The sequence below is a fragment of the Lewinella sp. JB7 genome, from assembly GCF_024297185.1.
Taxonomy (GTDB): domain Bacteria; phylum Bacteroidota; class Bacteroidia; order Chitinophagales; family Saprospiraceae; genus Neolewinella.
In genome coordinates, this window is the sequence record NZ_JANCTD010000011.1 from 22,493 (window position 1) to 48,795 (window position 26,303).

The 26,303-nt window shown below is 60.1% G+C and carries 17 protein-coding genes; 5 read left to right on the top strand and 12 right to left on the bottom strand.

What is annotated here, in order from left to right; genetic code table 11:
* Positions 1-184 precede the first annotated feature (184 nt).
* From NMA52_RS17115 to NMA52_RS17135, 5 genes are all read right to left on the bottom strand, one after another.
* A complete protein-coding gene (locus NMA52_RS17115; RefSeq protein WP_254828928.1) occupies positions 185-1,093 on the bottom strand; it encodes a 2-hydroxyacid dehydrogenase in 909 nt (302 codons plus the stop codon).
* Positions 1,093-1,593 carry a VOC family protein gene (locus NMA52_RS17120; RefSeq protein ID WP_254828929.1) on the bottom strand — a complete coding sequence of 167 codons (501 nt, stop codon included), beginning with the start codon at positions 1,591-1,593 and terminating at the stop codon, positions 1,093-1,095. Before NMA52_RS17120 ends, NMA52_RS17115 begins: the two co-directional genes overlap by 1 nt.
* Positions 1,594-1,625: 32 nt before the next feature.
* Positions 1,626-2,786 carry a mandelate racemase/muconate lactonizing enzyme family protein gene (locus NMA52_RS17125; RefSeq protein ID WP_254828930.1) on the bottom strand — a complete coding sequence of 387 codons (1,161 nt, stop codon included), beginning with the start codon at positions 2,784-2,786 and terminating at the stop codon, positions 1,626-1,628.
* Between the two features lie 63 nt (positions 2,787-2,849).
* Positions 2,850-3,734: a sugar phosphate isomerase/epimerase gene (locus tag NMA52_RS17130; protein WP_254828931.1), complete on the bottom strand. Its 885-nt coding sequence runs from the start codon at positions 3,732-3,734 to the stop codon at positions 2,850-2,852.
* Between the two features lie 222 nt (positions 3,735-3,956).
* Positions 3,957-4,388 carry a VOC family protein gene (locus NMA52_RS17135; RefSeq protein ID WP_254828932.1) on the bottom strand — a complete coding sequence of 144 codons (432 nt, stop codon included), beginning with the start codon at positions 4,386-4,388 and terminating at the stop codon, positions 3,957-3,959.
* A gap of 139 nt (positions 4,389-4,527) precedes the next feature.
* On the opposite strand from NMA52_RS17135, the gene NMA52_RS17140 reads away from it, so the two are divergent.
* Entirely contained in the window at positions 4,528-5,601 is a 1,074-nt protein-coding gene (locus NMA52_RS17140; RefSeq protein ID WP_254828933.1) for a proline iminopeptidase-family hydrolase, read from the top strand.
* Between the two features lie 60 nt (positions 5,602-5,661).
* On the opposite strand, the gene NMA52_RS17145 is transcribed toward NMA52_RS17140, so the two are convergent.
* From NMA52_RS17145 to NMA52_RS17155, 3 genes are all read right to left on the bottom strand, one after another.
* Complete coding sequence (locus tag NMA52_RS17145) at positions 5,662-12,036, bottom strand: T9SS type A sorting domain-containing protein (RefSeq protein WP_254828934.1); 6,375 nt, start codon at positions 12,034-12,036, stop codon at positions 5,662-5,664.
* A 284-nt stretch (positions 12,037-12,320) separates the two neighbouring features.
* A complete protein-coding gene (locus tag NMA52_RS17150; protein ID WP_254828935.1) occupies positions 12,321-13,715 on the bottom strand; it encodes a deoxyribodipyrimidine photo-lyase in 1,395 nt (464 codons plus the stop codon).
* A 75-nt stretch (positions 13,716-13,790) separates the two neighbouring features.
* A complete protein-coding gene (locus NMA52_RS17155) occupies positions 13,791-15,965 on the bottom strand; it encodes a hypothetical protein (protein WP_254828936.1) in 2,175 nt (724 codons plus the stop codon).
* Positions 15,966-16,096: 131 nt separating this feature from the next.
* On the opposite strand from NMA52_RS17155, the gene NMA52_RS17160 reads away from it, so the two are divergent.
* Positions 16,097-16,909, top strand: coding sequence for a family 16 glycosylhydrolase (locus NMA52_RS17160; protein WP_254828937.1), 813 nt, complete (start codon positions 16,097-16,099; stop codon positions 16,907-16,909).
* On the opposite strand, the gene NMA52_RS17165 is transcribed toward NMA52_RS17160, so the two are convergent.
* Entirely contained in the window at positions 16,894-17,382 is a 489-nt protein-coding gene (locus NMA52_RS17165) for a VOC family protein (protein WP_254828938.1), read from the bottom strand. The two genes, NMA52_RS17160 and NMA52_RS17165, sit on opposite strands and share 16 nt — an antisense overlap.
* A gap of 177 nt (positions 17,383-17,559) precedes the next feature.
* Between NMA52_RS17165 and NMA52_RS17170 the strand changes: the two genes are divergently transcribed.
* On the top strand, positions 17,560-18,132 hold the full coding sequence (locus tag NMA52_RS17170; RefSeq protein WP_254828939.1) for a carbonic anhydrase: 573 nt from the start codon (positions 17,560-17,562) through the stop codon (positions 18,130-18,132).
* A 5-nt stretch (positions 18,133-18,137) separates the two neighbouring features.
* Here NMA52_RS17170 and NMA52_RS17175 read toward each other — a convergent pair whose 3' ends face one another.
* Both NMA52_RS17175 and NMA52_RS17180 read right to left on the bottom strand, forming a co-directional pair.
* Positions 18,138-19,430 (bottom strand): lipopolysaccharide assembly protein LapB, encoded by a 1,293-nt coding sequence (locus tag NMA52_RS17175; protein ID WP_254828940.1) that lies wholly within the window; start codon positions 19,428-19,430, stop codon positions 18,138-18,140.
* Between the two features lie 42 nt (positions 19,431-19,472).
* Positions 19,473-19,895, bottom strand: coding sequence for a hypothetical protein (locus NMA52_RS17180; protein WP_254828941.1), 423 nt, complete (start codon positions 19,893-19,895; stop codon positions 19,473-19,475).
* Between the two features lie 622 nt (positions 19,896-20,517).
* On the opposite strand from NMA52_RS17180, the gene NMA52_RS17185 reads away from it, so the two are divergent.
* Positions 20,518-23,637, top strand: coding sequence for a PKD domain-containing protein (locus NMA52_RS17185; protein ID WP_254828942.1), 3,120 nt, complete (start codon positions 20,518-20,520; stop codon positions 23,635-23,637).
* Between the two features lie 84 nt (positions 23,638-23,721).
* Here the strand turns inward: NMA52_RS17185 and NMA52_RS17190 are convergent, their stop codons facing one another.
* Entirely contained in the window at positions 23,722-25,203 is a 1,482-nt protein-coding gene (locus NMA52_RS17190; protein WP_254828943.1) for a sulfatase, read from the bottom strand.
* Between the two features lie 295 nt (positions 25,204-25,498).
* Here NMA52_RS17190 and NMA52_RS17195 point away from each other — a divergent pair, with 295 nt between their 5' ends.
* Entirely contained in the window at positions 25,499-26,299 is an 801-nt protein-coding gene (locus tag NMA52_RS17195; protein ID WP_254828944.1) for a matrixin family metalloprotease, read from the top strand.
* Positions 26,300-26,303 lie beyond the last annotated feature (4 nt).

A 26,303-nucleotide genomic window follows, 5' to 3' on the forward strand; every position in this document is an offset into this window, starting at 1 on the left:
GTCGGCTTGCAAAGCCTCAACCTTGGTCAGCTAAAGGATGAGCCCTTCTAGGGCGACCCGGTTAGACGGGCAGTATAGGGTCGGCTTAGAAAGCCTCAACCTTGGTCAGCTAAAGGATAAGCCCTTCTAGGGCGACCCTGAAAGACGGGCAGTGCAGGGTCGGCTTGCAAAGCCTCAACTATACTTACACCTCATTCACCCGGTACATCCCCTCCACCGCCACCCCACCCAGATGGTCCGCTACGTGCCGCAGTCCGCGATCCGAGAGGTCGAAGAAGGTGAGCGCCGTGAGGCTCGCCGCGTGAGGGGTAATCAGTACGTCCGGGTGATCGAGTAGTCGTTGACGAAGATCATCGTCCGCGGCGACCATCAGATCGCTGGCGTAGCCGCCGAGGTGGCCGGAGTCGAGGGCATTCATCAGCGCCCGGGCGTCCACGACCTCGCCGCGGGCGGTATTGATGAGGAAGGCGCCCGGCTTCATGCGCGACAGGGCGGCCGCGTCAATCATATCACGGGTCTGCTCGGTGAGGGGGACGTGCAGACTGATCACGTCGCTGTCCGCCAGCACCCGCTCGCGCTGAATTTGATTCCGGCCGGCTCCGCTTATCTTCATTCCCATGGCTCCCGCGATCCCGGCTACTTTTTGTCCGATGTCGCCCATGCCGATGATGCCCAACTTTAGTTGACGCAGCTCCTGCCCCGCGTAAGTATCGCGGTAATTCCAGTTGCCCCGTTTCACCTCGCCGACCAGCCGGTACATGCCGCGCACCAGCATGAGTATAAGCCCGATGGTGTGCTCGGCCACGGTATCGGCATTGGCACCCGGTACGTTGAGGACCTGAATGCCGCGTGCGGTAGCGTAGTCCACGTCGATGTTGTTAACCCCTACCCCGTTGCGGACGATCACGGAAAGCTGCGGACAACGGTCGATCAGCGACCGGTCCACCTGCTCCTTACCGCGTACGACGATGGCGCGGACGGTAGTGTAATCTTGCGGCTCCTCCCCCGGCATCACAACGGTAAAGCGGTCGGCCGGAAGGCGTGACAGCGCCCGTTCGTCTACGGATTCCAGGATATATACGACTGGCTTCATCACTTCTGCTGGCTCGGCGGGTGGTAGAGGGTGGCGTTTTCGGCCTTGTAGCCCCGGAAGTCATTGCGGCCGGAGACGTAGAGCCCCTCCTCGTAGATATCCTCCTCGAAAATCTTGGGGTCGATTTCGTCACCGGGGAAGGAAGTGAGTTCAATCAGGTTGCCGGCCGGATCGCGGATGAAGGCCTGCATGGCGCCGTCGGGCAGTCGCCGCACTTTGCCCCAAGGCTCGATGTCGATGCGGCCCTGCTCCTTCATGCGCCAGTACATTTCGCTGAAGTCGTCGACCCGCACGCACAAGTGCCCGCGAAAACTCCGGCTGTCCTCCCACTCGCTCAGGTGCAATTGGGTAGTGTCGGTAATGCGAAAAAATGCCGTCGGATAATCAAAAACGAAGGCGGGAATCGGCTCCAGCCCCATTTCTTCTTCGTAAAAACGCGCGGCCTCCTCGAGCTGGTCGACGATGAGGGTGACGTGGTTGATTTCTGCTATTTTGCCCATGAGAAGGGGTTGAGGGAGGATTGGATGGTAAACTAAACCCGGAACTGTTGGACGAAATCAGGATTAATATCCACGCCGAGGCCGGGGCGGTCGGGTAATTGTATGCGGCCGTCAGTGACCCGGGGGGCTTCTTTCACCAAGTCGTACAGCAAGGGGTTGCCGCCGAGGGAGTGTTCGATGTACACGGCCGAGGGGCTGCTGAAGGCGAGGTGAACGCCGGCCATGAAGGAGAAGGCGGAGCCCCAGCAGTGGGGAGCCAGTTCGAGCTGGTGGGTTTCGGCGAGGGCGGCGACCCGACGGGCTTCGGTGATGCCGCCCACGATGGCGCAGTCGGGCTGGAGGACGTCGACGGACTTGTGCTCGATCAAATCCCGGAAATCGAAGCGGGTGAACTCACTCTCCCCGGCGGCAATGGGGGTCGTAGTGCCGCGACGGATCTCGGCGGTACCGGCCTTGTTGTCGGAGGTAACGGGCTCTTCGAACCAGTACAGGCCGAGGTCTTCCGTCAGGCGGGCGAAGCGGCGGGCCTCGGTGACCGAGAAGGTGCCGTGGGCGTCGACCATGATGTCGATCTCCTGGCCGAGGGCACGGCGGGCTTCTTCCACGCGGGCGACGGTTTCGCGCACCGAATTATCCATCACGCCGACCCGCATTTTGATACCGCCGTAACCGTGGTCGACGTAGCTTTTGAGTTGGTCACCAAGCTTGTCCACCGCGGCCCAACCCCCGCTGGCGTAACAGGGCATGGATTCGCGGCAGCTGCCCCCCAGTAGTTCGACCACCGGCACGCCGAGGCGTTTGCCCTTCAGGTCCCATAGCGCGGTATCGATGCCGCTGAGGGCGGAGATGGTGGTGCCCCGGTTGCCCAGGATGGGGAATACGCGGCCGCGGTCGCGGGCGTAGTGGTCGCGGGAGCCGCTATAGACCGCTTCCCACACGGCGGTGATGTTGCCGGCCTCCATGCCCACGAGCTGGGGAGCCAGTTCTTGTTCGATGCAGGTGACGATGGACGCGCAGGCACCGGTGGCCCCAACGGCCGCTTTCGCTTCTCCGTAGCCGGTGTGACCGTCCTCGTCGGTGACCTCCACCAGCGTCATGTCGAAGTGGGTGAGCTGACCGTAGTCGGAGCGCCACTGCCGCCCGGCCGGGATGGGACAGCGGAGCCAGTGGGCCTTAATGTGCTTAATTCTCATGAATGACCGGGTAAGTAGTAGTATGAATTTCGGCGGAAGCGCACGGACCGGAGGCCCTCAACCCTACAGCAGCGGCAGCAGGGTTTCGGCGGATTTCCGCGTGAGAAAGGTGTAGAACTCCTCGGTCAGGGCCGAGCTGCCGTGGTCTTCCAGGAACTTGCGGGCCTCCTCGGTGAGTCCCTGTGGATCGGTGTCGATGCTGTCGGGGTGGGGATTGGCCGGGGTACGGTCCACCGGAGCGGCGAATTCTACGGAGAGGGGCCCGGTAAAGCCGACTTCCTTGAGCGTGCTCACCAGTTCCGGCCAGTCGATCGCGCCCATGCCGGGGGCCATGCGGTTATTCTCCGCCACGTGGAAGCCGACGAGGCGGTCCTTCGCTTTCCGGATCGTGGCCAGCGGGTCGGCCTCTTCGATGTTCATGTGGAAGATATCGAGGCAGACGCCGCAGTCGGGACCGGTAGCTTCGGCGAGGGCCAGGGCCTGGTCGCCACGGTTAATGAAATAGGTTTCGAAGCGGTTGATGGGCTCGATGCCCAGCTTGATGCCGGCGGCTTGCGCGAATGCGTAGCATTCCTGCATGGAAGCCACGGCCCAGTCCCACTCTTCTTCCGGACGGGCGCCGGGCACGATTTTCCCGACCGTTCCGGGTACTACGGAGACCATCTCGCCGTCGAGTTCCTTCACCATGGTGATGATGTCCTTCACGTACTGCACGGAGTTGGCGCGTTCTGCTTCGTCGGTCGCCAGCAGGTTGCGTTCCCCGAGCATGAGGGTGACGGAGCCCCAGCATTTGACCTGGTATTTTTTAAGTAGTCGGCGTACTTCCGCGGTATCGTAGTCGGCGGGCGTCCCCTGTATTTCCAAATATTCGTAGCCCAGCGGGGCAATGCGGGCGAGAGTGGCTTCGAGAGACTCGGCGCGCATCCAATTGTGTATGGCGAGTGGCATAGTGGGTGGTTAAACGTGTGCGTCGCAATATAGGGCGGCGGGGCGCGGGTGCAAAGCAATTTGGCAACCTGCCTTATTGACCACTGGATACCCGTTTTACGGGCGAGGAGTGAGACTACTTACCGACAGTGCGGGTGGCACAAAATCCGTGTGCCAATCCGTGCGAGACGAAGTCTATCCGTGGTGAAATTGAATATTGCCGCTACCGGAGGCAGGACTGTACTAGCCTTCGTAGTTGAACATCCACTGTACGCCGTACTTATCCGTACACATCGCGAAGTATGCCCCCCAGAAGGTGTCCTGCAGTTCCATCGTTACCTTACCGCCATCCGAGAGGGCGTGAAAGAGGCGGTCCACCTCCTCCCGCGAGTCCGGCGAAAGGGTGATGTGGTAGTTGTTTCCCACCGTCACCGGCATACCCATGCTCGGGGGTGCATCGCTTCCCATGAGTACATGCCCGCCCAGTATCGGAAGCTGTACGTTCATGACTAATTGCCGGTCTTCTTCCGCCAGCGCTGGCATTCCCTCCTGGGGGGGTGCCTCGCCGAAGCGGGAAATGCCGCCCCTAAAGTCGCCGCCGAAAACGGAGCGGTAAAAGGTGAAGGCTGCTTCGGTTTGATTCGTAAAGTTGAGGTAGGTGGATACGGAGGCCATGGCGGGAGGGATGAATGGTTGAGTAGATAAGTGAGTGAGTGGATTGGGGAATGAGTGGAGGTAAGATAGGGCTTGTGCGACCTCCTACGTATGCGATTACCGCCTGGCTTGGCTTTATCTTGGCAAAAAATCCCGTGGTATGCAGCGATTCCTTTTGTTTGTCCTGACCGTATTTCTCGCCGTCTCCTGTACCGAGCAGGAGGTCGTACAGGAAGAAAACATCCGCGGCGCCGACGCTTACCACGATAACCAAGGGCGCGACGACCTCCTGTCCGGTGGCGTAAAGATGATCCCCATCACCACGCCGGCCGGGGACTTCCGGGTCTGGACCAAACGGGTCGGCAACAACCCCCGCAAAAAGGTGCTGCTGCTGCACGGCGGTCCCGGTGCTACCCATGCCTACTTCGAGGCCGCCGACAGCTACTTCCCCGGCGCGGGTATCGAATACTATTACTACGACCAGCTGGAAAGCGGCAACAGCGACCATCCCAACGATCCAAACCTGTGGACCACCGATCGCTTCGTCAGCGAAGTCGAGCAGGTGCGTACGGCGCTCGGACTGGACCAGGACAATTTTTACCTCCTCGGCCACTCCTGGGGCGGCATCCTGGCTATGGAGTACGCCCTCGCCCACCAGGAAAACCTGAAGGGCTTAATCATTTCCAATATGATGGCCTCCGTACCCGAGTACAATAAGTACGCCCAGGAAGTCCTGGGCCCCCGCATGGACCCGGAAGTACTCCGGGAGATCAAGGCCCTGGAAGCCGCGGAAGACTACCAGAATCCCCGCTACGAGGAGCTCGTCACCAACAATTACTACACCGAGCACGTCCTGCGCATGCCCCCCGAAGAATGGCCGGAACCGGTGCTGCGCGGCCTGGGCGGCATCAACTACGACATCTACCTCGCCATGCAGGGCCCCAGCGAGTTCGGCATCATGCAGGGGGCCATACTGGAAGACTGGGACCGCAGCGGCGACCTGCAGGAAATCACCGTCCCTACCCTCGTGATCGGCGGCGAGCACGATACCATGGACCCGGAGTACATGAAATGGATGGCCGGCGAATTCCCTAATGGGCAATATCTCTACTGTCCGCAGGGTAGCCACATGGCCATGTACGACGATCAAAAGACGTACTTCGGGGGGCTTATCCGCTTCATCAACGATGTCGACCGAAACAATGCAGCGGGCGGCGGCGCGCGGGTGCAATAAAAATTCCCCGACCAAGCGTACTCGGTCGGGGAATGAATGCCGTGAATTCGGCGAGTAGTTTTACTGCACTACCATCCGGCGGGATCGCTCGAAGCCGGTCGTCTGCATGCGGTAGATGTACATACCGGGCGGGTAGGTAGAGATGTCGACCGTCACCTCATGATCACCGGCCCCGTAGGTCTGGTCCGCTACGATTTTGACCAGTCGGCCGTTCAGATCGTATATCTGCAGCATTACCGATTGGGTGGCCGGTATGGTAAAGGGAATCACCGTGGTACCCGTGGCCGGATTGGGGCGGTTGGCCCCCAGCGCGAAACCGGCACGAGTGAAGTCCGAAACCGAGGTGGTGTTGCCGAAGAAGGGATAGGGGTCCGCCACCGAACCGACGATGTAGTCCACACCGAAGGTTTGCTCGTCTCCGTTGGTCCGGTACTCCTCGCCGGTCACGGTATTCACGATCCGGAACTCGAGGGGCAGGCCATAATCCGCGGAATTGCCGGATACCAGCAGGAAGGCACGGTAGTTATCCTCCGACGGACAGAACTCCATACTACCGATACCCCGACATTCTCCGTCGAGTAAGGCGATTACTTCCAGGTCGGTGTAGTTGGACTCTCCGAGCAGTTCCGCGTCAAATTCCCCGGTGATGTTCATGTTATGCTCGTAGCGACCGCGTTCCACCCGGTACTGGTTACTTTTCTGGGCGGGGTGAACAATGCTTCCCGTATTGGAGGATTTCAATTTGTAGCCTGCCCCCGGCGTAAACTGTCGCAGGCTCCCCGTCCAGCCACCATTGGCCGCTTCAAACAGGGCGAAGGCGGACTTTCCCTTGATAATGTCACCTTCGGTAACGCTCAGATTTGACAGGACGTCATTAACCGGTTCGGGATGCAACCTCGGATAGCCGATCCAGTTCCAGTCGTCGTCCACCGATACCGTAACGGAATCGGGACTGGGCAGGCCGACTACCTTGAGGGTATCGGGCGCATCGGAGAGATGTACCAGGTAGCCCTGTCCGAGCTCAATGGTATCCAGCTTGCCTTTCCAGTCTGCGAGATAACTGTATTCGGCGGAATTTTCCTGCGATTTTACGACGATATTATTCCCGGAGGAACTACTCATGATACTCTGAAAAACCTGTTCTCGTGACATGTCATCGGTAGCCACGTTGAGTGAGATCCAGTTCCATCCCTTATTAAGGGGGATGCTTTGAAAAATTCCTTCGGGGTGCAGTATGAATGGCAGTGCGGTGGATCCTACGTGATCGTTCGCCTCGAACGTGAGTTCCTCTTCGGCGCCGTACTCCACTCCGTTTAGTGCATGCCAGAAGCGGAAAGTAATTGTCTCTCCCTTTTTACCCCCCAAGTCGTTACTGTGGACTTTTAAATAAGCCGCGTAGGTATCGGAGGCGGCAACGTACTCGAGATTCGCGACTCCGCGGATTTGTCCGCCGACAAAGGCACCGATCAGGTCACGTGGATCGTCGGAGAGCAGGTCGTTCGTTCCGTCCAGACTGAACTGGGCCACGATGGTCATATCGTACTCGTATGCGTTGGGATCAAAAGCCCAATTTACTTCCCTGGCAAGAAGCTGGAAGGTTACCGGAACCGACACGGCCCGATCTTCCACCCGGGCGGTAATCGTATCATGATAGATACCAGGGGAAAGTTCTTCGCTTACGGCAAAGTCAAGGTGGTAATCATTGTTGGGCAGTATGGTACCCCGCGTTTGCAGCGGTGTTAGCCAGGCCGGATACCGAATCGCTCCGTCATCGGTGGTGTCCAGCGAAAAGGCCTTGCTGATCAGAGTATTGTTTTTCAGCACGCCGGTAATTATGTGCGCGGAGCCCTCCAGCCCGGAGGCATGAATCGGATCCGGATCCCAGAAGACGGGATTGACATTGACCAGGAACGACCAGTTGGTAGCGTACTTCTGCACATTGCCGTTGAGGTCGCGCAGATTGGCCACCGTAGCTTGGATCTCAACACCCTGCAACTGCGGCATCTCGGTCAGGTGAGGCGTGGTGTTTATGATCAGCTTATTGCCGAAGCAGGCGGCGGTCGCCGGTATCTCCTCCCCGGTATCGGCCCGCTGCAGGCGTATAACGGGGTCGTAGTCGTTGACCAAGTTGCAGTCGATGTCCTTGTCGAAGGATACCGATATTTCCTCCCCGAACCGCAGGAAGCCGTCGCTCGGCGTAGGGATGCCGTAGGGGGCCAGCGAATTACGGTCGATCGTGCCCCGCTTTTCCGAGGAGAAGGTCACCCCGCTCCGTCCGCAACTGGCCGTTGCACGTATCCAGTACGTACCGTCTTCGTAGTTCGACAGGTCCAGGCTCAGGTCGTAATTCGCGCCGGTCAGGTCGTTCGTATCCAGCTGGTATACATTGATATACCCTTGCCCCTCCTTTTTGATCTCGACGGTTATGTGTTCAAATGTCTCATTATTCAGGTCGTAGCCGGAAAGCGTAGTGCGCAGCGTATCCCCGGAATTTTGATTGATCAGCCAACCATCGTCAGGCTTCCGCAGGGCAATATTGGTGCACTCCGTTTCGAACTGGAGGAGTTTAATGTAGGCGGTGTCGGCATTAATCAGTTCCCCTCCTTCCCCCGCGAGGTCGTATTCGCAGGGTGGGTAGATCATAATGCCAATATCCGCGTACTGGCTGGCTAGGGGTCCACGGGTCACCGACAGGTTCAGGCTGGCCGTTTCACCGTAGGGCAAGTCAAAATGTGCCGCGCCGTTATTAATCAGGTGACCGCCCAGGCGCACTTGAGCTCCATCCGGGTTGGTCGTCGAGATCACCCGTACGGCGTACTCCCGTGTTTCCCGACTTTCACTCAAATTCGCGATCTGGCAGACCAGATTCGCCGCGCCGTCAGCGGGGATGTTGGTGATTTCCGACCCGCCGATCCTGATGGTGGGTCGGTCGCGCGCCTGGGAACCGGGCTCCTGGGGACAACTCGTGGTCCCGAGTTTGAGGTCGAAAGCCGGGACGTTGTAGGACTCGTCGGTCAGGATGTCGACCGAAAAGAAATCGCCGATGTCCCCGTCGTCCAGGACGTAACCAACCTTCCGCGTTCGGGTGGTATCGTCACCGGCATTGGTGGTAGTCGACCAGCGAAATTTACCCATGACGCCGAACTCGCTCTCGACCCAGAGGCCGCCCTCATTTTCAATCTTGGCCCCGACGGCAAACTCCGTATCCACGAAAGTATTATACTCATAAGATACCGTGGTGACGGTGTCGTTCTCGTATTCCCGCAGAATGGGCGCCCCCGCGCTGAAGGAGATATTTTCCTCGAATTTGGCGTCCTTACCACGTGCCGTGTCGTTCTTCGCCAGAATCTCTTCCCAGGCGAGGCTATCGCGGATCAGGTTGTTTACTTCGGTCAGGTCCGCTTTGGAGAGGTCCTCAACGGGCCTGTCGTCCAGGATATTGGCCCGCAACAGCCCGAGGGTGGGCAGCAGGGTATTCTTGATGTGGGTTTCCGTGTAGACGAAAGTGGTGGCGAAGTCCTGGGAGGAAAGGGAAGGGACTACGTCCACTTCCGCCAAACACGTCTGTTCGTCAAAGGTCAGATAGTCCGCCAGAGCGAACTCCTGGTTGTAAGCCGCACCTATGTATACGTCCCCCCCCTCTCCGGTGAGGTTGTCGAGGTCGGAAGTGGAAAAATTTTCCGTGAAGGTCATCGTGGTGTAGGTTCCGTTGCGATTGAAATTATCGCGGCCGGCCACGGCGGAGAATTTAACGGTTGCGCCAGCGCCAAATTCGGTAAGGAGAGTATTTGTCTTGACCCCCAGCAGAACGTTGGCGTACACGCCGGCCTCCCCGCCTACCAGAGATTCGTTGGTGGTAAAGTTGGTGTACGACGTTCCCTTCTCCACGTAGCTGTAGCTGTTGTCACCCGGAGGGTCGTGTAGGATGAGCATCGGAATGTCCGGCGTCCGGGTGATAAAGCTGGGGGTGTTGCTCTTGGCACCCGTGACCAGTATCCAGGATTCCACCGGCACCGGGTCCACGAGATCCACTTCCGGAATGATGTAGAGGAGCTTCTCGTGATTGTGTGTCGAACTGCTGGCAATGATGGGCTCCCCCGCATCGATCTGGTAGCTGGCGATACCGCCCCGAATGGGTACGCGGACGAATTTGCTGCCCCGGTCCGAGACAAAGTCGTAAATCTTCAGGAAGCCAGTATCGATATGGCAATCGGATCCCAAAATTTCCTTCACCTCAATGTCGATCCGGTAAGAGGTGCCCTGTTCCATCACGACAATTGGGTCTCCTTCCGAATTCACGCATTCCGTTTGAATGGCCCCGGTATCATCATAGTCAATTGAGATTTTAAGTGGCGCGCGGTAGATAAAGGATACAGTGGGGTGGACGGCGGCGCGCACGGTATCCCTCGTACCGGCCAGTATGGTGTCGGCGGCCTGTATGATGACGATGGAATCGTTGGACAGCGAATCGCGAATTTCCTCGATATAGGTGGTGGTCTCCGTCACGGTAACGATTTCGCTGGTGTCGCGCACGGTAAGGTCGACCTTTATGGGCACACCTCCGATTTGATCCTCAATATTGGTAAGGTTACTGGAACTTCCTGAGATATCGATCACTTCGACCATGTAATCACGAGCCGGCAGATCGGTCAGTTCCAGAATACCGTTGACGTCGGTATCGTATTCTTTAACGTAACAATTTTGGGGGGAATAAATACGAACCGTGGCGTAATCCCCGAGGGGTTCCTGACAGCTGCCCTGGACGACAACACGTAGGGTGTCCGTTTCCTTATCCTCGAAGTCGATATCCGTATGATCCCGGTCAACGACCACGGACGTCGAGATTGCGCCTGTACCATTCTCCAGGCGGTGGTGGAGGTAGACCGGCGTAAACGTGTACGTATCCTCATCCTGAATGGCGAAGGACCAGTTGCCGTTGCGATCGGTGAGGACGCCGTAGTCCGTATCGTCGATCAGTATCCGCACGCCCGCAACCCCGCAGGTCACGCCATTTGGCGACTCGGGATAAGTCACCCGGCCCGCCGCCGTGAACACGGTCAGGTCGGTGAAATCTACCCCTTGCGCACTCTTAGCGTTCAGGGTTAGCGACCGTCTTGCCTTCACAGGCGAAAATTCGTGCACGATACTGCCTGACTTACTCGGTTTGACCGTGAATTCCGCGCCCTCGAAATAGTACACGTCGAGAAACTCGTAGTAGCCTTCGATATCGGTAGTAGTACAGTACGTGGCCGTGCAGTCGCTTGGGAGTACGGTGCCCCCCGCCGGTATGGTATCCTCCAGAGTCAGGGTCACCGTAACCCCTGACACCCCGGCTCCCAGGCTGGATCGTACGTGTCCCTTAATCGAGCCGTCGGGCCGGCTGTATCCGGTGTCGGTGGCCGTCAGAAAATCGCCGCCGATCGGGGTCACGTAGTATGTATAATTGTAGCCGGGTATGCCGGTATTGTCATTGTACCCACGGGCATTCCCGCTGATTATAGCTAGCTCTTCCCGCCCGGTAGCATTGGGGGTGCTCCGTTCGATACGGATCTCCTCGGCATAGTCGGACAGATCATTCCACGCCAGACTGGTCGCATTGTACTTGGTGCCGTCGGTAGCGACCAGCTCTACGGAAAAGGTGGAACCCTCGTCGGATACGCCCGGGGATTCGTCGTCGTCGTAGAAGGACGAGAAGGTGGTCACCCGGTAAGTATGTGTGTTCCCCGGCTGCCGTGTTGTATCGCGGTACTCGCGGACGGTGCCATCCGCTGTGGTATGGATGAGGACGCTATCCCGGTAGATCCGGTACTCATGTAGATCGTCAGGAATATCGGTACCCTTTTCCCAAGTTATCGTAATGTCCGTATCGTCTGTCCCGTCCGAAGCACTGACGTTCTCGGGGTCGAAGATTTCAGCAGTGTAACCAGTGATCGGCCCGCCGTCGAACTCAACGGCGATTTCACAAACCGCTCCCGCCGGATTTCCCGGGAACTTTCCCCGGTAGAATACGGTGATGTAAGCTTTCTGTCGTTTACCCGGACCAACCAACCTCTTATGTGAGCCCGTTTTGTCCGCATCCGGAGAGATATACTCCCAAAGCAAATTATTACTGCCGTTGCGGAAGTCATCCCGGTGTGCCTTAAGCTGAATCCTATCTATATTATTACAATAATTCGTTTCCAGATTGTAGTAAGAATAGAGTATATAATAATCGCTCTCGTACTGGGCGGCTTCAATCCTCGGAGCCAGTAGCAGGTCGGTGTGGACATCCGGGGCGCTGGCGTCTCTCGCAGTGGTGGCGTAGGTGTACGCCGGCAGGTAAGGCCCGGCGGGAGTGGTACAGTATGAATGGTCGGCCGACGGGTAGCCCAGAACCGTTGCGGTAAACGCACAGTAGAGCAGGCCGGCCAGCAGGCCGGTTCGGGAAGAAAGCATCTTGTTATGTTTAGTTAGTGTGTGGAATAGGGGAAGGGCATTTCCCAACCAGCAGAAAATTAAATAGGGACAAACAGCGGATTCTCGGGGAATGACGTATCACGTCAGGGTTCCAAATTAGTCAAAATGACGACAAACACCAAATTTTACCATGCGTATCTATAAATATGTTTACACGCGCATTGCTTTCGTGCTATCCTCCCAGCTCGGGTGGATACGATGATCGCCTGTGGGGTGGCTAGCCATGCCTAGGAGTGTCCCCGTCGCCAGATGTGCGGTCCGTGCTACCCCTCCCCCAGTCCTTCCACCCGCTCGATATAAGCTTTCACGTCAAACTTGCTCTCGAGTCCCCCCTTACTCAGCATGCGCACCTTGCCGAACACCTCGCGCTCCGTCCAGGCGCGGTCGTGCAGTCCGAAGAGCCAGAGGATGTTGGTGAAGCTGTTGGGGTCGCGACCGCCGAGGAAGTACTTATTATTCAGATACAGGGCCGTTTTGTGGGCGTAGTCGGGGGTGTTGGTCCACCGGATGATCTGCTTGCCCCAGTACATGCGCATGTAGTTGGGCAGGAATCCCCGCACCCGCATTTCCCGCATGGAGGCGTTCCAGGCTTCGTCGGCGGTTTCGCCGTTTTCGAGCTGTTCCCGGGTGTAATGGTCGGGACGGTCGTCGGACTTATGTTTCTCCAGGGTTTCGCTCGCCCAGTCGGGCAGGGCCTTCAGGCTGTCGTAGTCATCGGGGGTGTAGTAGACAAAGTTGTGCGCGAGTTCCCGCCGCACGATCAGCTCCTCGACGTACGCATCGATGTCCTCCCGGGGGGCACTGGCTCCGCGGACCTTACGCAGGATCTCGCACGGACTAATGTGCCCGAAGTGCAGGTAGGGACTCATGTGACTGGTCGCGTCCGCCACCGGATCCCGCCGGCCGTCGGCGTAACCATCCAGTCCCGATCGCAGGAAGGCGGTCAGTCGCTTCCGGGCGGCACGGGTACCGCCGGTGAAGTCGGGGCTCGGCGGCACGCTACGGTCGATCTTCAGTTGCTCCAGCAGGCCGTCTACGGTGCCGAACTCCAGGTCGTTGCGGACGTGCAGCCGTTTGCTCTCGTGTTTCGGCTTGCTTTCGGAGACTTCACCGGCGAAGTCGTCTACCCGTTCCATAATCTGCCGACGGATGGTGCGGGCCGCGTATTCCCGCTTATCGCTGGCCGTTTCCAGGGGGACGACCAGATCACCCTCGACCTGCACCAGCGGAATGTCCAGCTTTTCGGCGGCTCCGCTGCGCCAGGCGCGCTCGTGGCGCAGGTAGGCCCGGTCGGTCACTACCGCGCAGGCGGCATCCGCGGCGAAGGCCGTGATCTTGTCCACCCGGGGACCGTGCAGGAGCACGAACCTCAGGTCGCGTTCGGCGAGGCGGTCCGCCACCTCCTTCAGCCCTTCCAGCAAAAACGTATAGTGCCGCAGATTGGCTTCCGGGAAGTCGTCGATCAGGGTGAATACTACGATGCAGGCCTTGTCCAGATCATTGGCCCAACGGACGGCGTACTCCAGCGCCGGATTCTCGTAGGCCCGCATGCTTTCCTGCATCCAGTAGATGACGTAGTCGCCGTCGTGCCGCAGCGGCCGGTCGTTGAGCTGCTGGATCCGTTCGGGGGCGATGTGGAAGTTTTTTACCTGCTCCATACCCCGCCTAACGCGATTTACCGGAGCTGGTTTTTTGCTCCTCTCCGAGCTACGTTGCTCCCGCGCGCCGCCGCCCTACAGTTTCGTCAGCCGCAGGTAGTCCACGAGTGCCACGTTGACCTCACCGTCCATATTGTGGTTCCAGTCCGCGAAGTACAGCCGTACCGTGTTGCTGCCCTCCCCTAGCGTGACCCGGTGGGCGTTGGTGTGTCCCCAGCTCGACCAGTCGTCGGCACCGCGCTGGGGAAAGACGACCACTCCCGCGTAATTGCCGTTCACGCCGAGACTCCGGATGGCGCACTTCTTGTCGGTATTGACGGGGCCGCTGCCGTTGGCGAAGCGAAAGTCGAGAAGGTACCGCCCCGCCGCCGCCACCTCAATGGAGAAGACCACCTCCCGATTTTCGTGGAGCGTCAGACGCACGAAGCCCTTACCCGTGAAATTTTCGGACGGAAAGGAAGACGCCGGCGCGTACGCTTCCGCCTGAAAAACCCGCACCTCGGGCGTGATCGTAACCGGTTCGCTGGCAAAGGCCTCGTGGCCGAACTCATCCACGGCCGCCACCCGGTAGGAAGCGAAGGCCCCCAGCTTGATCCGATAGTGGTTGTCGGTGGTAGTGGCCAGCAGGTCCCCGTTGCGGTACACGTGGTAGTGGTGGGCACCCAGCACGCGGGTCCACTGCAGGGACTCCCCCACCCGGCCGGCCCAGAGGGTGGGCAGGGAGGATTGATTCGGCACCTCCGTGATCGTCCGGTAGGGCAGGTCGTGATCATCGAGTTGAATGTCGATCACGTGGTGGTCCGTCGCACCGGCTTCGATAAAGGCCACTTCCACCGGCTCACCGTCGATGGTCACCGTACGCACCCGGCGGCCGTGACCGCGGACCGTAATGTCCAGCGTAGCCCCACGGTACCGAAATCCGCGGAGGGTACGCTCGCCGGCGAAGGACCGCGGCACGGTGGGCTGGAAGTAGAGTCCGTCGGCCCTAAATTCCATGCCCATAAATATCCGGTACACCATGGCCAGGTTGCCGGCAATGCTCCAGAGCATGCGGTGGGAATTGACCTGAGTGCCCACGATACCGCCGTTTTCGCACACCAGATTTTCGTAGTTGCTGAGGGAGAGGGCGGCGGTACGGTAGAGGGCGCCCAACCCGTGCTCCAGGGCGGCTCCGTTGCCGGTACGCGCCGCGGCCCAGTTCCAGTAGGCCTGCACGAAGGGCCAGATGGCGTTGTTGTGGTAGGGCGGCATGTCCGGAATCTGGGGGTAGATGCAACTCACGCCGTAGGGGGTATGCGGCGAGTGCTCCATGATGGAAGCGCATTGCTCCCCGTCCGCAATGCCGAACAGTATGCAGAGCGCCTCCCCCAGCGCCTCGAAGCGGGGCGAGACCAGCAGGTGACTGCGGCCGTAGAGAAACTGTCCGTAATAACCCTTGTCGAGCAGCCAGAGCCGGTCGTTCATGGCTTGCTTGATCGTGGCGGCGACCTCCGCGGCATCCTCGGTCGGTTGTCCTAATGTCTGACCCATACGTAGCAGGATCTCGTGAGCCCGGTAGTGCACCGCGTTGGTCCCGAGGCAGAGGGACGCGTAGATGTCGGTATTGTCCATCCAGCGCGGATAGGTCTGCTCGCGCCAGTCGAGAAAAGAGGACTCACCACGGTACAGTCCGGTACGGGGGTCGGGCAGCGTCTTCGCATCGTCCGCCAGGGTATCGCGCACTACGGGAAAGACCTCCTCCAGCCAGCTACGATCGCCGGTCACCAGGTAGACTTCCCAGGCCGCCAGCACCCAGGTAGTGCGGTCGGAGGAAACGGGCCAGGCCCCGCCGGTGCCGGTGTCCTGCACGATGCGTCCCCGCCTGACCTTCGAGCGCAGACTGGTCATGACCGCCTCCGGATCGTGAATGGCCATGGCCAGCAGGGCGCTGTAACTCACGTCGCGGGTCCAGACGCCCGACCACTTCGCCCCGGTGCGCAGGGTACCGTCGGGTTCGACGTTGCGCCGGGCCTCCTGGCGGGCCAGGTTGAAGAGGGCGTCGATGAGGGGATGATCCGAGGTGTAGGTCGGCCCGGGCGGCACGTCGCTGGCCAGCTTCCAGTCGGTCGGGGGGTCACGATCCTTGTGGATGGTTTCGCCGTAGTTCGAGCGTAGGTGGGTGGCCGAGAGGGCTTCGGCGAAGAGCTCCCCCTGATCGACCCGGTCGGCGTACACGGTGTAGTGGGGAGAGGAGTAAAGCGGCTGGGGCATGAGGGGGATAACGACTTGTACCTGCTGTATGGCGCCGCGGGAAGGGATTGTTCGCCGCGGCCGAAATCTTGCCGTACGTAGGGCAGTGGCGAATTTCTTCTGATCTTACCGCGGTCAACGACCCTTCCCCGATGTACCGCATTATCGTATTTCCCCTCATTTTCAGCTTCATTCTGACCGCCGGCACCGGCTGTTCGACGACCGGCACGACCGCTCAGTCCCCGGACGCCGAAACCGGGCGTACCCTGGTCTGGTCCGATGAATTCGACGGCACGAGGCTCGATACCGCCAACTGGACCGTCGTACTCGGCGACGGCTGCCCCAACCTCTGCGGCTGGGGAAATGAGGAACGGCAGATCTATACGGCCGATAATCACCGGGTGGCCGACGGTCACCTGACCATTACGGTACGCAAGGAAGGCGATACCTATACCTCCACCCGGCTGAGCACGAAGGACAAACGCGCCTTTCAGTACGGTCGCATCGAGGCCCGGGCCAAGCTGCCCGTCGGGGAAGGACTCTGGCCGGCCTTCTGGATGCTGGGACAGCGTATCGACGAAGTGGGCTGGCCCCTGGCGGGCGAGATCGACATTCTGGAGTACGTGGGTCGCGCGCCCGGTGAGGTATTCACTACGCTGCACACCGCCGCCAATCACGGAGGGAACGCAACCTCCCGGATCACGCCCATTCCCGACATCGAAGACGGTTTTCACCACTTCGCCACCGAGTGGACGTCCGAGCAAATCACCTTTTACGTCGACGGCCGGCTCGTGCACACCTTTAACCCGGAGGAGCGCAGCGAGGAGGTATGGCCCTTCGATCACCCCTTTTACATCCTGCTGAACGTGGCCGTCGGCGGAAATTTTGGCGGGCCCGGCGTGGATGATACCGTTTTTCCCCAGGAGTACGTGGTGGATTACGTACGCGTTTACGCCCCGGAGTAATCCGACAGGTCCAGCGGACGGGTGTACATCTCGATGCGCCCGTCAGCGGACCGGGGCCACTCCGGTTGCGGCCGGTCCCAGTACAGTTCGACGCCGTTGCCGTCCGGGTCGTCGAGGTAGATCGCCTCGCTCACGCCGTGGTCGGCCGCGCCCGTGAGGGGGTACTCCGCCCGTACCAATCGCTGAAAGGCCCGGATCAGATCGTCGCGTTCGGGGTAAAGAATGGCGGTGTGGTAGAGCCCTACGCCCCGCCGGGGAGCCGGTCCTTCACCCAAACTGTGCCAGGTATTCAGGCCGATATGATGGTGGTAGCCGCCGGCGGAAATGAAGGCGGCCTGGGTACCGTAGCGGCTGGTTTCTTCGAATCCCAGCAGACCGCAGTAGAACTCCAACGACCGTTCCAGATCGGCAACCTTCAGGTGAACGTGCCCGATGCGGGCGCGGGGCGGGAGGCGGTAATCGGAAGTTGCCATGGGTACGGGTTTCTGGGTAAACAAACCCGACTCTAAATTAGATGTACGTACATGCGTATTTCGCGGCGGGGCGCGGGAGCCGCCGTATCCCGTCAAGCAAACTATATTGGCCGTAAACATTTGCACTCCCCTTCAATTGGTGAGTGTACAATACTTAAACTTTAAAGTCTCCTACCCATGATGAATACCGACCAGGTACTCTACCGCCTCAAATCCGGCAACGAACGCTTCGTCTCCGACAAGCTCGACGGCAAACTACAGAACTCCTCCCGACGGGGTGAACTTACCTCCGGCCAGGAGCCCTACGCCATCGTGCTCAGTTGCGCCGATAGCCGGGTAGTCCCGGAACTCGCCTTCGACACCGGCCTCGGGGAGATCTTCGTCGTCCGCGTGGCCGGCAATATTGCTAACACTTCCTCGATCGCCAGTATTGAGTACGCCGTCGCCCACATCGGCTCACCGGTTATCGTAGTGCTCGGTCACGAGAGCTGCGGCGCCGTTACCGCCGCCGTCAAGGGGGGAGACAACGGATATAATCTGAACCATCTGGTGTCGCACATTCAACCCGCCATTGCCGCTTCCGCCGACGGTGCTTCGGTCAACGAGGTGGTGAAAGAAAACGCCCGCCGTACGGCAAACGACCTGCAGGAACGCAGCAGCATCATTCGCAAGGCGGTGCAGGACGGCAAGGTCAAGATCGTCCCCGCCTACTACAACCTGGATAGCGGTAAGGTAGATATCCTCGGGTAGCCCCCCTACTCTTCAGCCCGCAGGTAGGCACTCAGCCGTTGTTCCAGCCGATCCTGTCGCGCCAGGTAGCGGAAACGGGGATCGGCAAAGATGACCGACAGGTCGATCGTGCTCAGTCGGTAGGCTTTCGCCAGTGCCCGTAATGATGCTTCCGCGTCCTCGAGCAGGGAGTAGTACTTCGCAAGCTGCACCATCACCATTCCGCGATCGTCGGGGGTAATGGCCAGTTGCAGGGCTCTTTCCAGAAACGGCAGCCCGTCTGCGGGGCGACCGGCTTCGGTGTATACCAGGCCGATCTCCGAAATCGTCGCGACGCTGCGCGGCAGATACGTCAGCACGGAGTCTAGTAGGCTGATGGCGCGGGCGTACTGCTTTCGCCCGAGCGCCGCGTCCTTGGCGGTCCAGAAGTCGAGTACCACGTTGGTGTAAGTGGCGTCGAGGGTGGTCGGCACGTACGGAGCCCCGGGGGCACTCACGACCTCCAGAGTGTAATCGCGCCAGTCGTAGGAGCAGGCCAGAAAGCGGTCCGGCTCATTCGGCGGCAACCAGTCGCCGCGATCGATACCGTCGCCGTAGTACACCCGGTACCACCGTCCGGCCACCGGGATTTCCACCCACAACTCGTTCTCCCGCACCTCGTCGTAGCTGAGCACCTTGCCCGCCACGACCCGGTGCGGGAGTTCCAGAATCTGCAGGGCCAGGGAGAGCAGCAGGTGTTTCCGGCGGGCGGTAGTGTTGCGCCGGTACACGTCCTCAAGCAGGGGGCGGCCGTAATCGAAGGAGGCGGGATCGCGGACCGTCTTGATCCGACGATTTAGTCGCCGGATGAGGCGATCGACGTCCGCCACGGTGGTGTCTTCCGGCTCGATGCTACCAAATTCCGTTTTGGCCACATCCTCCCGGATCAGAGGAGGGAGGGCGTACACCCGATCGACCCCTCCCTCCCCCACCGGGGGCCAGGCGATAGGTGCCCGGTGGTGACTGACGCTGTCGGGGTCCCACGCCGGTCGGGGCGAGAGTGCTACCCGGTAGGCCATCCGTAAGCTGTCGGTAACGCGATCGAGCGACCAACGCAGGGTGTTGGGCGCAGCGGGGTCCGGTGACGGGTCGGGCGGGGTGGAAAAGCGGACGTTGGTGACCGACTGGCCGTCCGCCGCCAGGGGTAACTTCCCGTAGATCACCGCACCGGAGGCGGACACCCCGGCGGGCAGGTGAAGGGTTTCGCGAACGTTGTAAACGGTTTGCCCGACCAGGGGAGCTACACAGGAGAGAAGGAGCAAAAGCCAGCACGCACGCACGTAGGAAAATTTTTTCCCAAGATACGGCCCGGGAATGGCCGACTACCCTTCCCTCCGGTAACGCAGGGTGTTTCCCCGCCCCACGAACGAGAGCTCGAGTTCCGTTTCAGTAAGCTTGATGATGTAGTAGCACAGATCGGCGTCGGGTACGCTGATGTAACGCCCCGTGGGATCACCCGTGCCGGCGGGGGGGCTACCGGGACACTCCGGGCCCACGATGAAGTTCTCTCCCGACTCCTCGTCGCTGCCGTCGTAGCTCATGATCATACTGTTGCCCTCAAAGCGCAGGACGCTCTTATCGTCCTCCACGCTGCGCCAGCTGCCCTGCAGAGTGCCGACGTTATCGGTAGCCGTCGGGATCGTATCGATCACCGGGGGCGTTGAAACTTCCACGGCGGGCGGGTCGTCAGTGGTGCAGGTGGAGAGCACGGTGAAAAGGATGGGAAGGAGAAAGTACTTAGTCATGGGCGGTGGTTGTGGAGCCTGCCGTGGGGTATTGCTGTTACCGTACGACGCCGGCTCCCGCGACCCCGCCGTAGCAAAAGCAAGGTACGTCGGAAGCCATTTCCGGGGAGAGTAAGCCGTTGAAAACCATGAATCCCCCCGATAAAATGTGTACCAGATTGACGTTTTCGGGCCTGCTTTCGTGCCGTGTCGCCCGCGATGGTGGTCGATGACGGGGCCGGCGCACCCTCGTCCTCCCCGTACTTACGGTTCGTGCGGGGTCATTTGGTGCTTCCCGATGCTGGCGTGATTGGCGCTGCGGAAGATTACAAATGCGGTACGTGATCCGTAAAGAAGCCCGTAAACATTGACCGGAGTTCGGCGGGGCGGGTTACCGGACGGACCATCGGGAGAGAATGCCTCTCCGGAGGGGATGCCGCTTTGGGGGATAAAAACGACATAAAGGACGGTTGGGGCGAATGTTCACCGATTAAGTGTTAAAATGATTAGCTATTTCCAATACCCTTAAATCTATTCCCGTTACAAAAGCAATCGCTCGATAATTCGGGGCGACAAACCTGGTTTATACTCGGTTTTCTACTACTGTTTACGTCTCTCTCTCTCACATTGTTAATTGTCAAGGATGGTATTTATTAATACGATCGAACGCGTAGGAGCCCCTCCTGTGCGCCTACCGAACGCCTTCACCCTACTCCTCCTCATCGTAAGTCTGTTCAGCGCACCGCTCGCGGCCGCCTCCATCGAGGGGCCCACGTCGGTACCCATTCCCGCGCAGACCATTCTTACCAAAACTCCCCACCGATTCGTCGTTAACGGTTCGTTCCGCGGCGATCAGCTTACCTATTCCGCCACCCTGAGCGACGGGCAACCGCTGCCCGACTGGATGGCCTTCGATGGCTTCACGGGCACCTTCGATTTCGACGCTCCCACCACGGCCATGGGCGACCTGTTCCACGTCAACGTCACGGCCACGAACGCTACCGGCACCGAAGCCGCTTCCGCCTTCTACTTAATGGTAGACGACAACAGCCCCGACTGCGGGGTAAAGGCTAACACGGACCGCTTGGGCAAAATCCTCGACTGCGTCAACGACACCGTTCGCCTCTGGGGCGACGTGCACGATGATCGCTACTACTGGACCGGCCCCAACGGCTTCGTCTCTACCGAGCAGTCGCCGGCCATCACGACTCCCGGTCTCTACATCCTGAGTTCCGACCCCTCCAGCCTGGATGTTTGTCCGCGGCGGGCCGTAGTCGAAGTACGGGAAATTACGAAGTGCCTCCTGCGTTCCGACCGCAATCTCTTGCCCACCAGCCGCATCCTGGCCGATCAGACCATCGGCGCGGCCCTACTCACGGTCAACTTCGACGGCAGCACTTCCTCCGATCCGGACGGCCGGGTAGAAAGCTACCTCTGGAAGTGGGACGGTGGTTCCGCGACCGGCGCTAAGCCTTCCATCGTCTTCGGTGAGGGCAACCACGAAGTGGTGCTGACCGTCATGGACAACACGGGCGCGAAGAATACGGACCGGGTCACCGTCGAGGTGGCCCCCGCCCCCATTTACGACACCTACTGGCTCGAAGCCGAGTGTGCCAGCGTAGGAAGCAACTGGAGCTTCGGCAACAGCACGGCTGCCGCCGGTAATACCTACCTGTCGCCCCAGCTCACCTCCACCGGCGCCGTCCCCGCGGATGCTCCGGAAAATTACGTGCGTTTCACCGTGCGGGAAACGGAAAAAGGGCTGTACAATCTTTTTGCCCGGATTGATGCGCGGGACTACTTCAGCGATTCCTACTACATTCGGGTCAACGGCGGCCTCTGGTACACCTGGAACAGCGGCATCACCGCCGGACAAGGGTTCCAGTGGAACAAACTGCGCCACCAGATTGCCCTGCAGGCCGGTAAGAATACCATCGACTTCGCTTACCGCGAACGCAACACCCGCCTCGACAAGCTTTACCTTACCTCCACTACCCAGCGGCCCAGCGGCTTCGGAGAAGCGGCCAGCAACTGCGTGAGCAACGAGCCCCCCGTGGCCCGCGCCCGCGTCAGCACTCCCTACGGAGACGCCCCCCTCGCGGTAACCCTGGACGGTAGCGCCTCCACCGATGCCGACGGCACGATCGTTAGTTACATATGGCAGTGGACCGGCGGGAACGCCAACGGAGATCGCCCGCTCGTCACCTTCGCCGCCGGCACCTACGAAGTAACCCTGACCGTGACCGACGATCAGGGAGCCCGGCACAGCGATCGGATCTCCATCACCTCCGCCGAACCTATGCCGGAGCCCACTCCCGATCCGACTCCTGATCCCGATCCGACTCCCGATCCTGATCCAACCCCTGATCCCGATCCGACCCCTGATCCCGATCCAACCCCCGATCCCGAGCCTACCCCCGATCCCGAGCCTACCCCTGAGCCCACTCCCGAGCCTACTCCCCCCACGGCAGGTACCGACAATACCTTCTGGCTGGAAGCCGAATGCGCGATCGTAGGTGACAAGTGGGTTACCGAAACCAATGCCGGTGCCTCCAACGGAGCCTATGTGGTAGTACCTAATCGCCGGACCAAGAACGATGCTCCCGCCGACGTTGCCGCGGATCACGTAAGCTTCAACATCAGCGGCGCAAGCGCCGGCACTTACAAGCTCTTCGCCCGCATCAACGCACCGACCAACCTCGACGATTCCTACTGGGTACGGGTCAACGGTCAGACCTGGTTCAAGTGGAACAGCGGCATGGCCCAGGGCAGCGGCTTCCAGTGGAACAAAATGCCCGCGACCGTGCAGCTAACCGACGGGGATAACACCATCGACTTTGCTTACCGTGAAGACGGCACCCAGCTCGATAAGCTGTTCCTGACTACCACTTCCGACTCGCCCATCGGCACCGGACAGCCCGCCAACAACTGTGGCCCTACCGAAACCGCCCTCGCCCTGGAGGCAGAGTGTGCCCGCCTCGACCGCGGTTGGCGCCAACTCAGTACGAGCACCGCTTCCCGCGGCACCTACATCGTCTTCAACGGCGACCGGCAGGTAAGCGAGCCGACGGCCGCCGACCCCGCCCAGGAAGTCACGTTCGACGTGGTAGCCGCCGTCACCGGCACTCACCACCTGTTCCTCCGCATCGATGCGCCGGACCCCTCCCGCAACAGCCTCTGGGTGAAGATCGACAACGGCAACTGGATCAAGTTCTGGGAAGAAATTGGTGGCGCTCAGTTGATGACCCAGGGCTTCGAGTGGCGCAAGGTTAACCACGATGGTACCGACCTCTCCTTTGAGCTTACGGTCGGCCATCACACGGTCACCATCGCCAACCGCGAACCCGGAACGAAGATCGATAAGCTCTTCCTGTCCACCGCCTCCGACCTCCCGACCGGCAACGGCCCCGTAGCCGACGCCTGCGCCCAGACCGCCTCCACCATGATGTTCTCGACCACCTCGACCACGACCACCGCCGAAACGGAGGACGTATTCAACGAGACTTCCGACATCGCCCAGCTTGACGTATTCCCCAACCCCGCCTCCGATTTCCTGAACCTGGAACTCACCAGTGGATACACCGGCTCGGTCGACGTAATCGTCTACGACATGCACGGCCGTCGGGTACAGCAACAGCGGATCGACAAGCAAGCCCAACTCACCCGTACCGAACTGCGGGTAGGCGACCTGCCCACCGGCATGTACCAGGTACGCGTTATCGAGGGTCAAATGCAAATGACTAAACCGTTCGTGCGTCGCTAAGGAGACATTTACACGCTGGCGAACAGCCATTGACTGCTCCGTCGGGTTTACCCGGCGGGGCGGTCTTTTTTTGGGAATGCCCCCTCAGTATACCTGAAGGTTCCGGGCCTCCCAGCTCAGGTAGGCCGCCCGCAGCTCCTCGACCAGGTCGGGGCGTTCGTTCACCAGGTCGTTCCGCTCCCCCGGATCATCGGCGAGGTTAAACAGTTTAAGGGAGGCGTCGTCCCGGATAGGGGCAATGTAAGCGCGGTAGGGGCGGCTTTTCCAGTGATTCTCGCGGGCGTTCGTCAGCTTGTAATCGCCGCGGCGAATCGCCCAGTTCCCCTGCCACTTCCACACCAGCGTGCGGTTCGGGTCGGGTTGCCGCAAATCCATCCCGTCGATGGTCGGGTCTCCGACCTCTACTCCGGCGGCGGCCGTAAGCGTGGGCAGCAGATCGAGTGCGGAGACGTAGTCCGTTTCCGTACCGCCGGTCGTATGTTCGCCCGGCCACCGTACGGCCATGGGTACCCGGATCCCGCCCTCCCAGAGGGCGTATTTTCCTCCGGTCAGCGGGCTGTTGTCGGCCCCCGTCAGGGGGGAGCCCCCGTTGTCGGAAACGAAGACGATGATCGTCCGTTCGTCCACGGCGTCGAGGACGCGGCCGATGTTGTCGTCGAGATTATTGAGGTTGGCCAGGTAATACTTGCGCATGTCGTCGTCTTGGATAGCACCGAGCCGGGAATATTTGTCGTAGTATGCGGAGTACGAACCGGGCTCCCGTTGCTCGAAGGTCACCCCGGCTTCCGGATCGTAATTCGGGATGGGAGCCACGTCATACTTATCGAGGTACCGTTGGGGAACTTCGTGAATGAGGTGGTGAACGGCGTTATAGGAGAGCATGAGGAAATAAGGCTCCGTGCGCTCCATCTTCAGGTAGTTTACGGCCTCGTCGGTCAGGATGTCCGTAATGTATCCTTCCTCGTAGCTCTTAGTCCCCATATCGTCCATCAGGGGTCCGAGCAGGGCACTCGTATTCTGGGGGTCGGGCGTGCGGTCGTAAATATCCTGGCTCAGGTGCCAGTAGTCGTGGGCGTGGGCGCTGAAGCCCAGGAAGCGGTCGAAGCCGTGGTGGAGGGGATACTCGCGCACGTCGTTGCGGTGGAATTTTTGGCCGAGGTCATTCTTACCGATCTTAGCGGTGGCGTATCCGGCTTCCTTGAGGTATTCGGCGAGCGTACGCACGCTATCTGGCAGACCCGGCCCCCAGCTGGCGGGACCGTCCCAGCGAAACTGGTTTTTGCCCGTCAGCAGGCCCGCACGCGACGGGCTGCAGACGGGAGCCGTTACGTATGCCTGGGTGTAGACCGTGCTCTGGTTTCCGAGTCGCGTGATGTTGGGCGTCTGTACGTCGCCGCGGTGACCGGCAAAGGGCGTAAAGTCCGCGTATCCCAGGTCGTCGACGACGATCAGCAAAATATTAGGGGGGGGAGTCTGGACCGATTGTTCGGTACCCGGGGCCGGTCGGTTCGCGCAGGAAACCAGGGTGAGGAACAACAGCAGGCAGGGTAATCGGTACGTTTTCATCGGTTTATCGTTCAGGATCAAAGTGCCCAAGATAGCGTGCCGCAATTTTCTACCTCCGCCAGGTCCCCCAATTAGTCCCCGGCGGTCGGTCACTACCGAATGCAAGCGGCGTGGTCCCGCCAGTGCAGGAGCTATACCGAGCTTACGGCCGTGATACCCGGCAAAAAACCGTAACGCGGCAGCGAAAACCGGCATAAAGGGGTTGACGGCCAGCCGCTTTCCACCTACCTTTCGGAAGGCGCTCACCCCCGTCGCTCACCGATCCCGGTCCACCCTTAACCCATATCCCAACACCATGCACGATCCCCTGCAACTTAACGAAACTCAGCCCTTCGCCCGCAAGAGTCCGGAAGAACTCCGGGAAGAAATGGGTACGGTCTACCACGAAATCTGTAACGGCGTGTTGTGCGACACCGATAGCATCGGTCACGCCCAACCCGACGGGCGGTCGTCTACGGAACTGGTACTCGATGCCCCCCAGGGGTTCATTCCACTCTGGGCCCCGAACTCCACCCTCATGTGGCGGTTCCAGGAGCGTTCCTTTGCCATCTACCGCAACCCGCTGGCGGCCAAGCAGTACATCCGCAACTTGCTCACCGAAGCTATTCTGGCCTGGGGCGACGCGGTCCCCGTCCGCTTTTCCGAACGGCCCCACGGCGTGGATTTCGAGATCGCCATCAACCCGGCGGCCAAGTGTTACCCGGCGGGCTGCGTACTGGCAAGCGCTTTTTTCCCCGATTCGGGCCAGCACGAGTTGATCCTCTACCCCACCCTGTTCGAGCAGGATGCCCAGGAACAACTGGAAACGATGATCCACGAACTGGGGCACGTGTTCGGCCTACGCCACTTTTTCGCCAAAACCCACGAGCCCCAACGCGGGAGCGTACTCTTCGGCGAACAGAGCTCCTTCACCATCATGAACTACGGCCCCAACAGCCAGCTCACCGATGCCGACCGCAACGACCTCCGCCGGCTGTACCAGGAAGTATGGAGCGGTCAGCGGCAGGCCATCAACGGCACCCCGGTCCAGCAAGTGACCCCATACAGCACGCTGTCGTACTGCAAATCCGGACGGGTGACCTACCAGTCCGCCTAATTAC

What these genes read in the sequence shown, in the direction of transcription:
- NMA52_RS17115 (WP_254828928.1), bottom strand. Translation starts at nt 1,093, where the DNA reads ATGAAGCCAGTCGTATATATCCTGGAATCCGTAGACGAACGGGCGCTG.
- NMA52_RS17120 (WP_254828929.1), bottom strand. Translation starts at nt 1,593, where the DNA reads ATGGGCAAAATAGCAGAAATCAACCACGTCACCCTCATCGTCGACCAG.
- NMA52_RS17125 (WP_254828930.1), bottom strand. Translation starts at nt 2,786, where the DNA reads ATGAGAATTAAGCACATTAAGGCCCACTGGCTCCGCTGTCCCATCCCG.
- NMA52_RS17130 (WP_254828931.1), bottom strand. Translation starts at nt 3,734, where the DNA reads ATGCCACTCGCCATACACAATTGGATGCGCGCCGAGTCTCTCGAAGCC.
- NMA52_RS17135 (WP_254828932.1), bottom strand. Translation starts at nt 4,388, where the DNA reads ATGGCCTCCGTATCCACCTACCTCAACTTTACGAATCAAACCGAAGCA.
- NMA52_RS17140 (WP_254828933.1), top strand. Translation starts at nt 4,528, where the DNA reads ATGCAGCGATTCCTTTTGTTTGTCCTGACCGTATTTCTCGCCGTCTCC.
- NMA52_RS17145 (WP_254828934.1), bottom strand. Translation starts at nt 12,036, where the DNA reads ATGCTTTCTTCCCGAACCGGCCTGCTGGCCGGCCTGCTCTACTGTGCG.
- NMA52_RS17150 (WP_254828935.1), bottom strand. Translation starts at nt 13,715, where the DNA reads ATGGAGCAGGTAAAAAACTTCCACATCGCCCCCGAACGGATCCAGCAG.
- NMA52_RS17155 (WP_254828936.1), bottom strand. Translation starts at nt 15,965, where the DNA reads ATGCCCCAGCCGCTTTACTCCTCTCCCCACTACACCGTGTACGCCGAC.
- NMA52_RS17160 (WP_254828937.1), top strand. Translation starts at nt 16,097, where the DNA reads ATGTACCGCATTATCGTATTTCCCCTCATTTTCAGCTTCATTCTGACC.
- NMA52_RS17165 (WP_254828938.1), bottom strand. Translation starts at nt 17,382, where the DNA reads ATGGCAACTTCCGATTACCGCCTCCCGCCCCGCGCCCGCATCGGGCAC.
- NMA52_RS17170 (WP_254828939.1), top strand. Translation starts at nt 17,560, where the DNA reads ATGATGAATACCGACCAGGTACTCTACCGCCTCAAATCCGGCAACGAA.
- NMA52_RS17180 (WP_254828941.1), bottom strand. Translation starts at nt 19,895, where the DNA reads ATGACTAAGTACTTTCTCCTTCCCATCCTTTTCACCGTGCTCTCCACC.
- NMA52_RS17185 (WP_254828942.1), top strand. Translation starts at nt 20,518, where the DNA reads ATGGTATTTATTAATACGATCGAACGCGTAGGAGCCCCTCCTGTGCGC.
- NMA52_RS17190 (WP_254828943.1), bottom strand. Translation starts at nt 25,203, where the DNA reads ATGAAAACGTACCGATTACCCTGCCTGCTGTTGTTCCTCACCCTGGTT.
- NMA52_RS17195 (WP_254828944.1), top strand. Translation starts at nt 25,499, where the DNA reads ATGCACGATCCCCTGCAACTTAACGAAACTCAGCCCTTCGCCCGCAAG.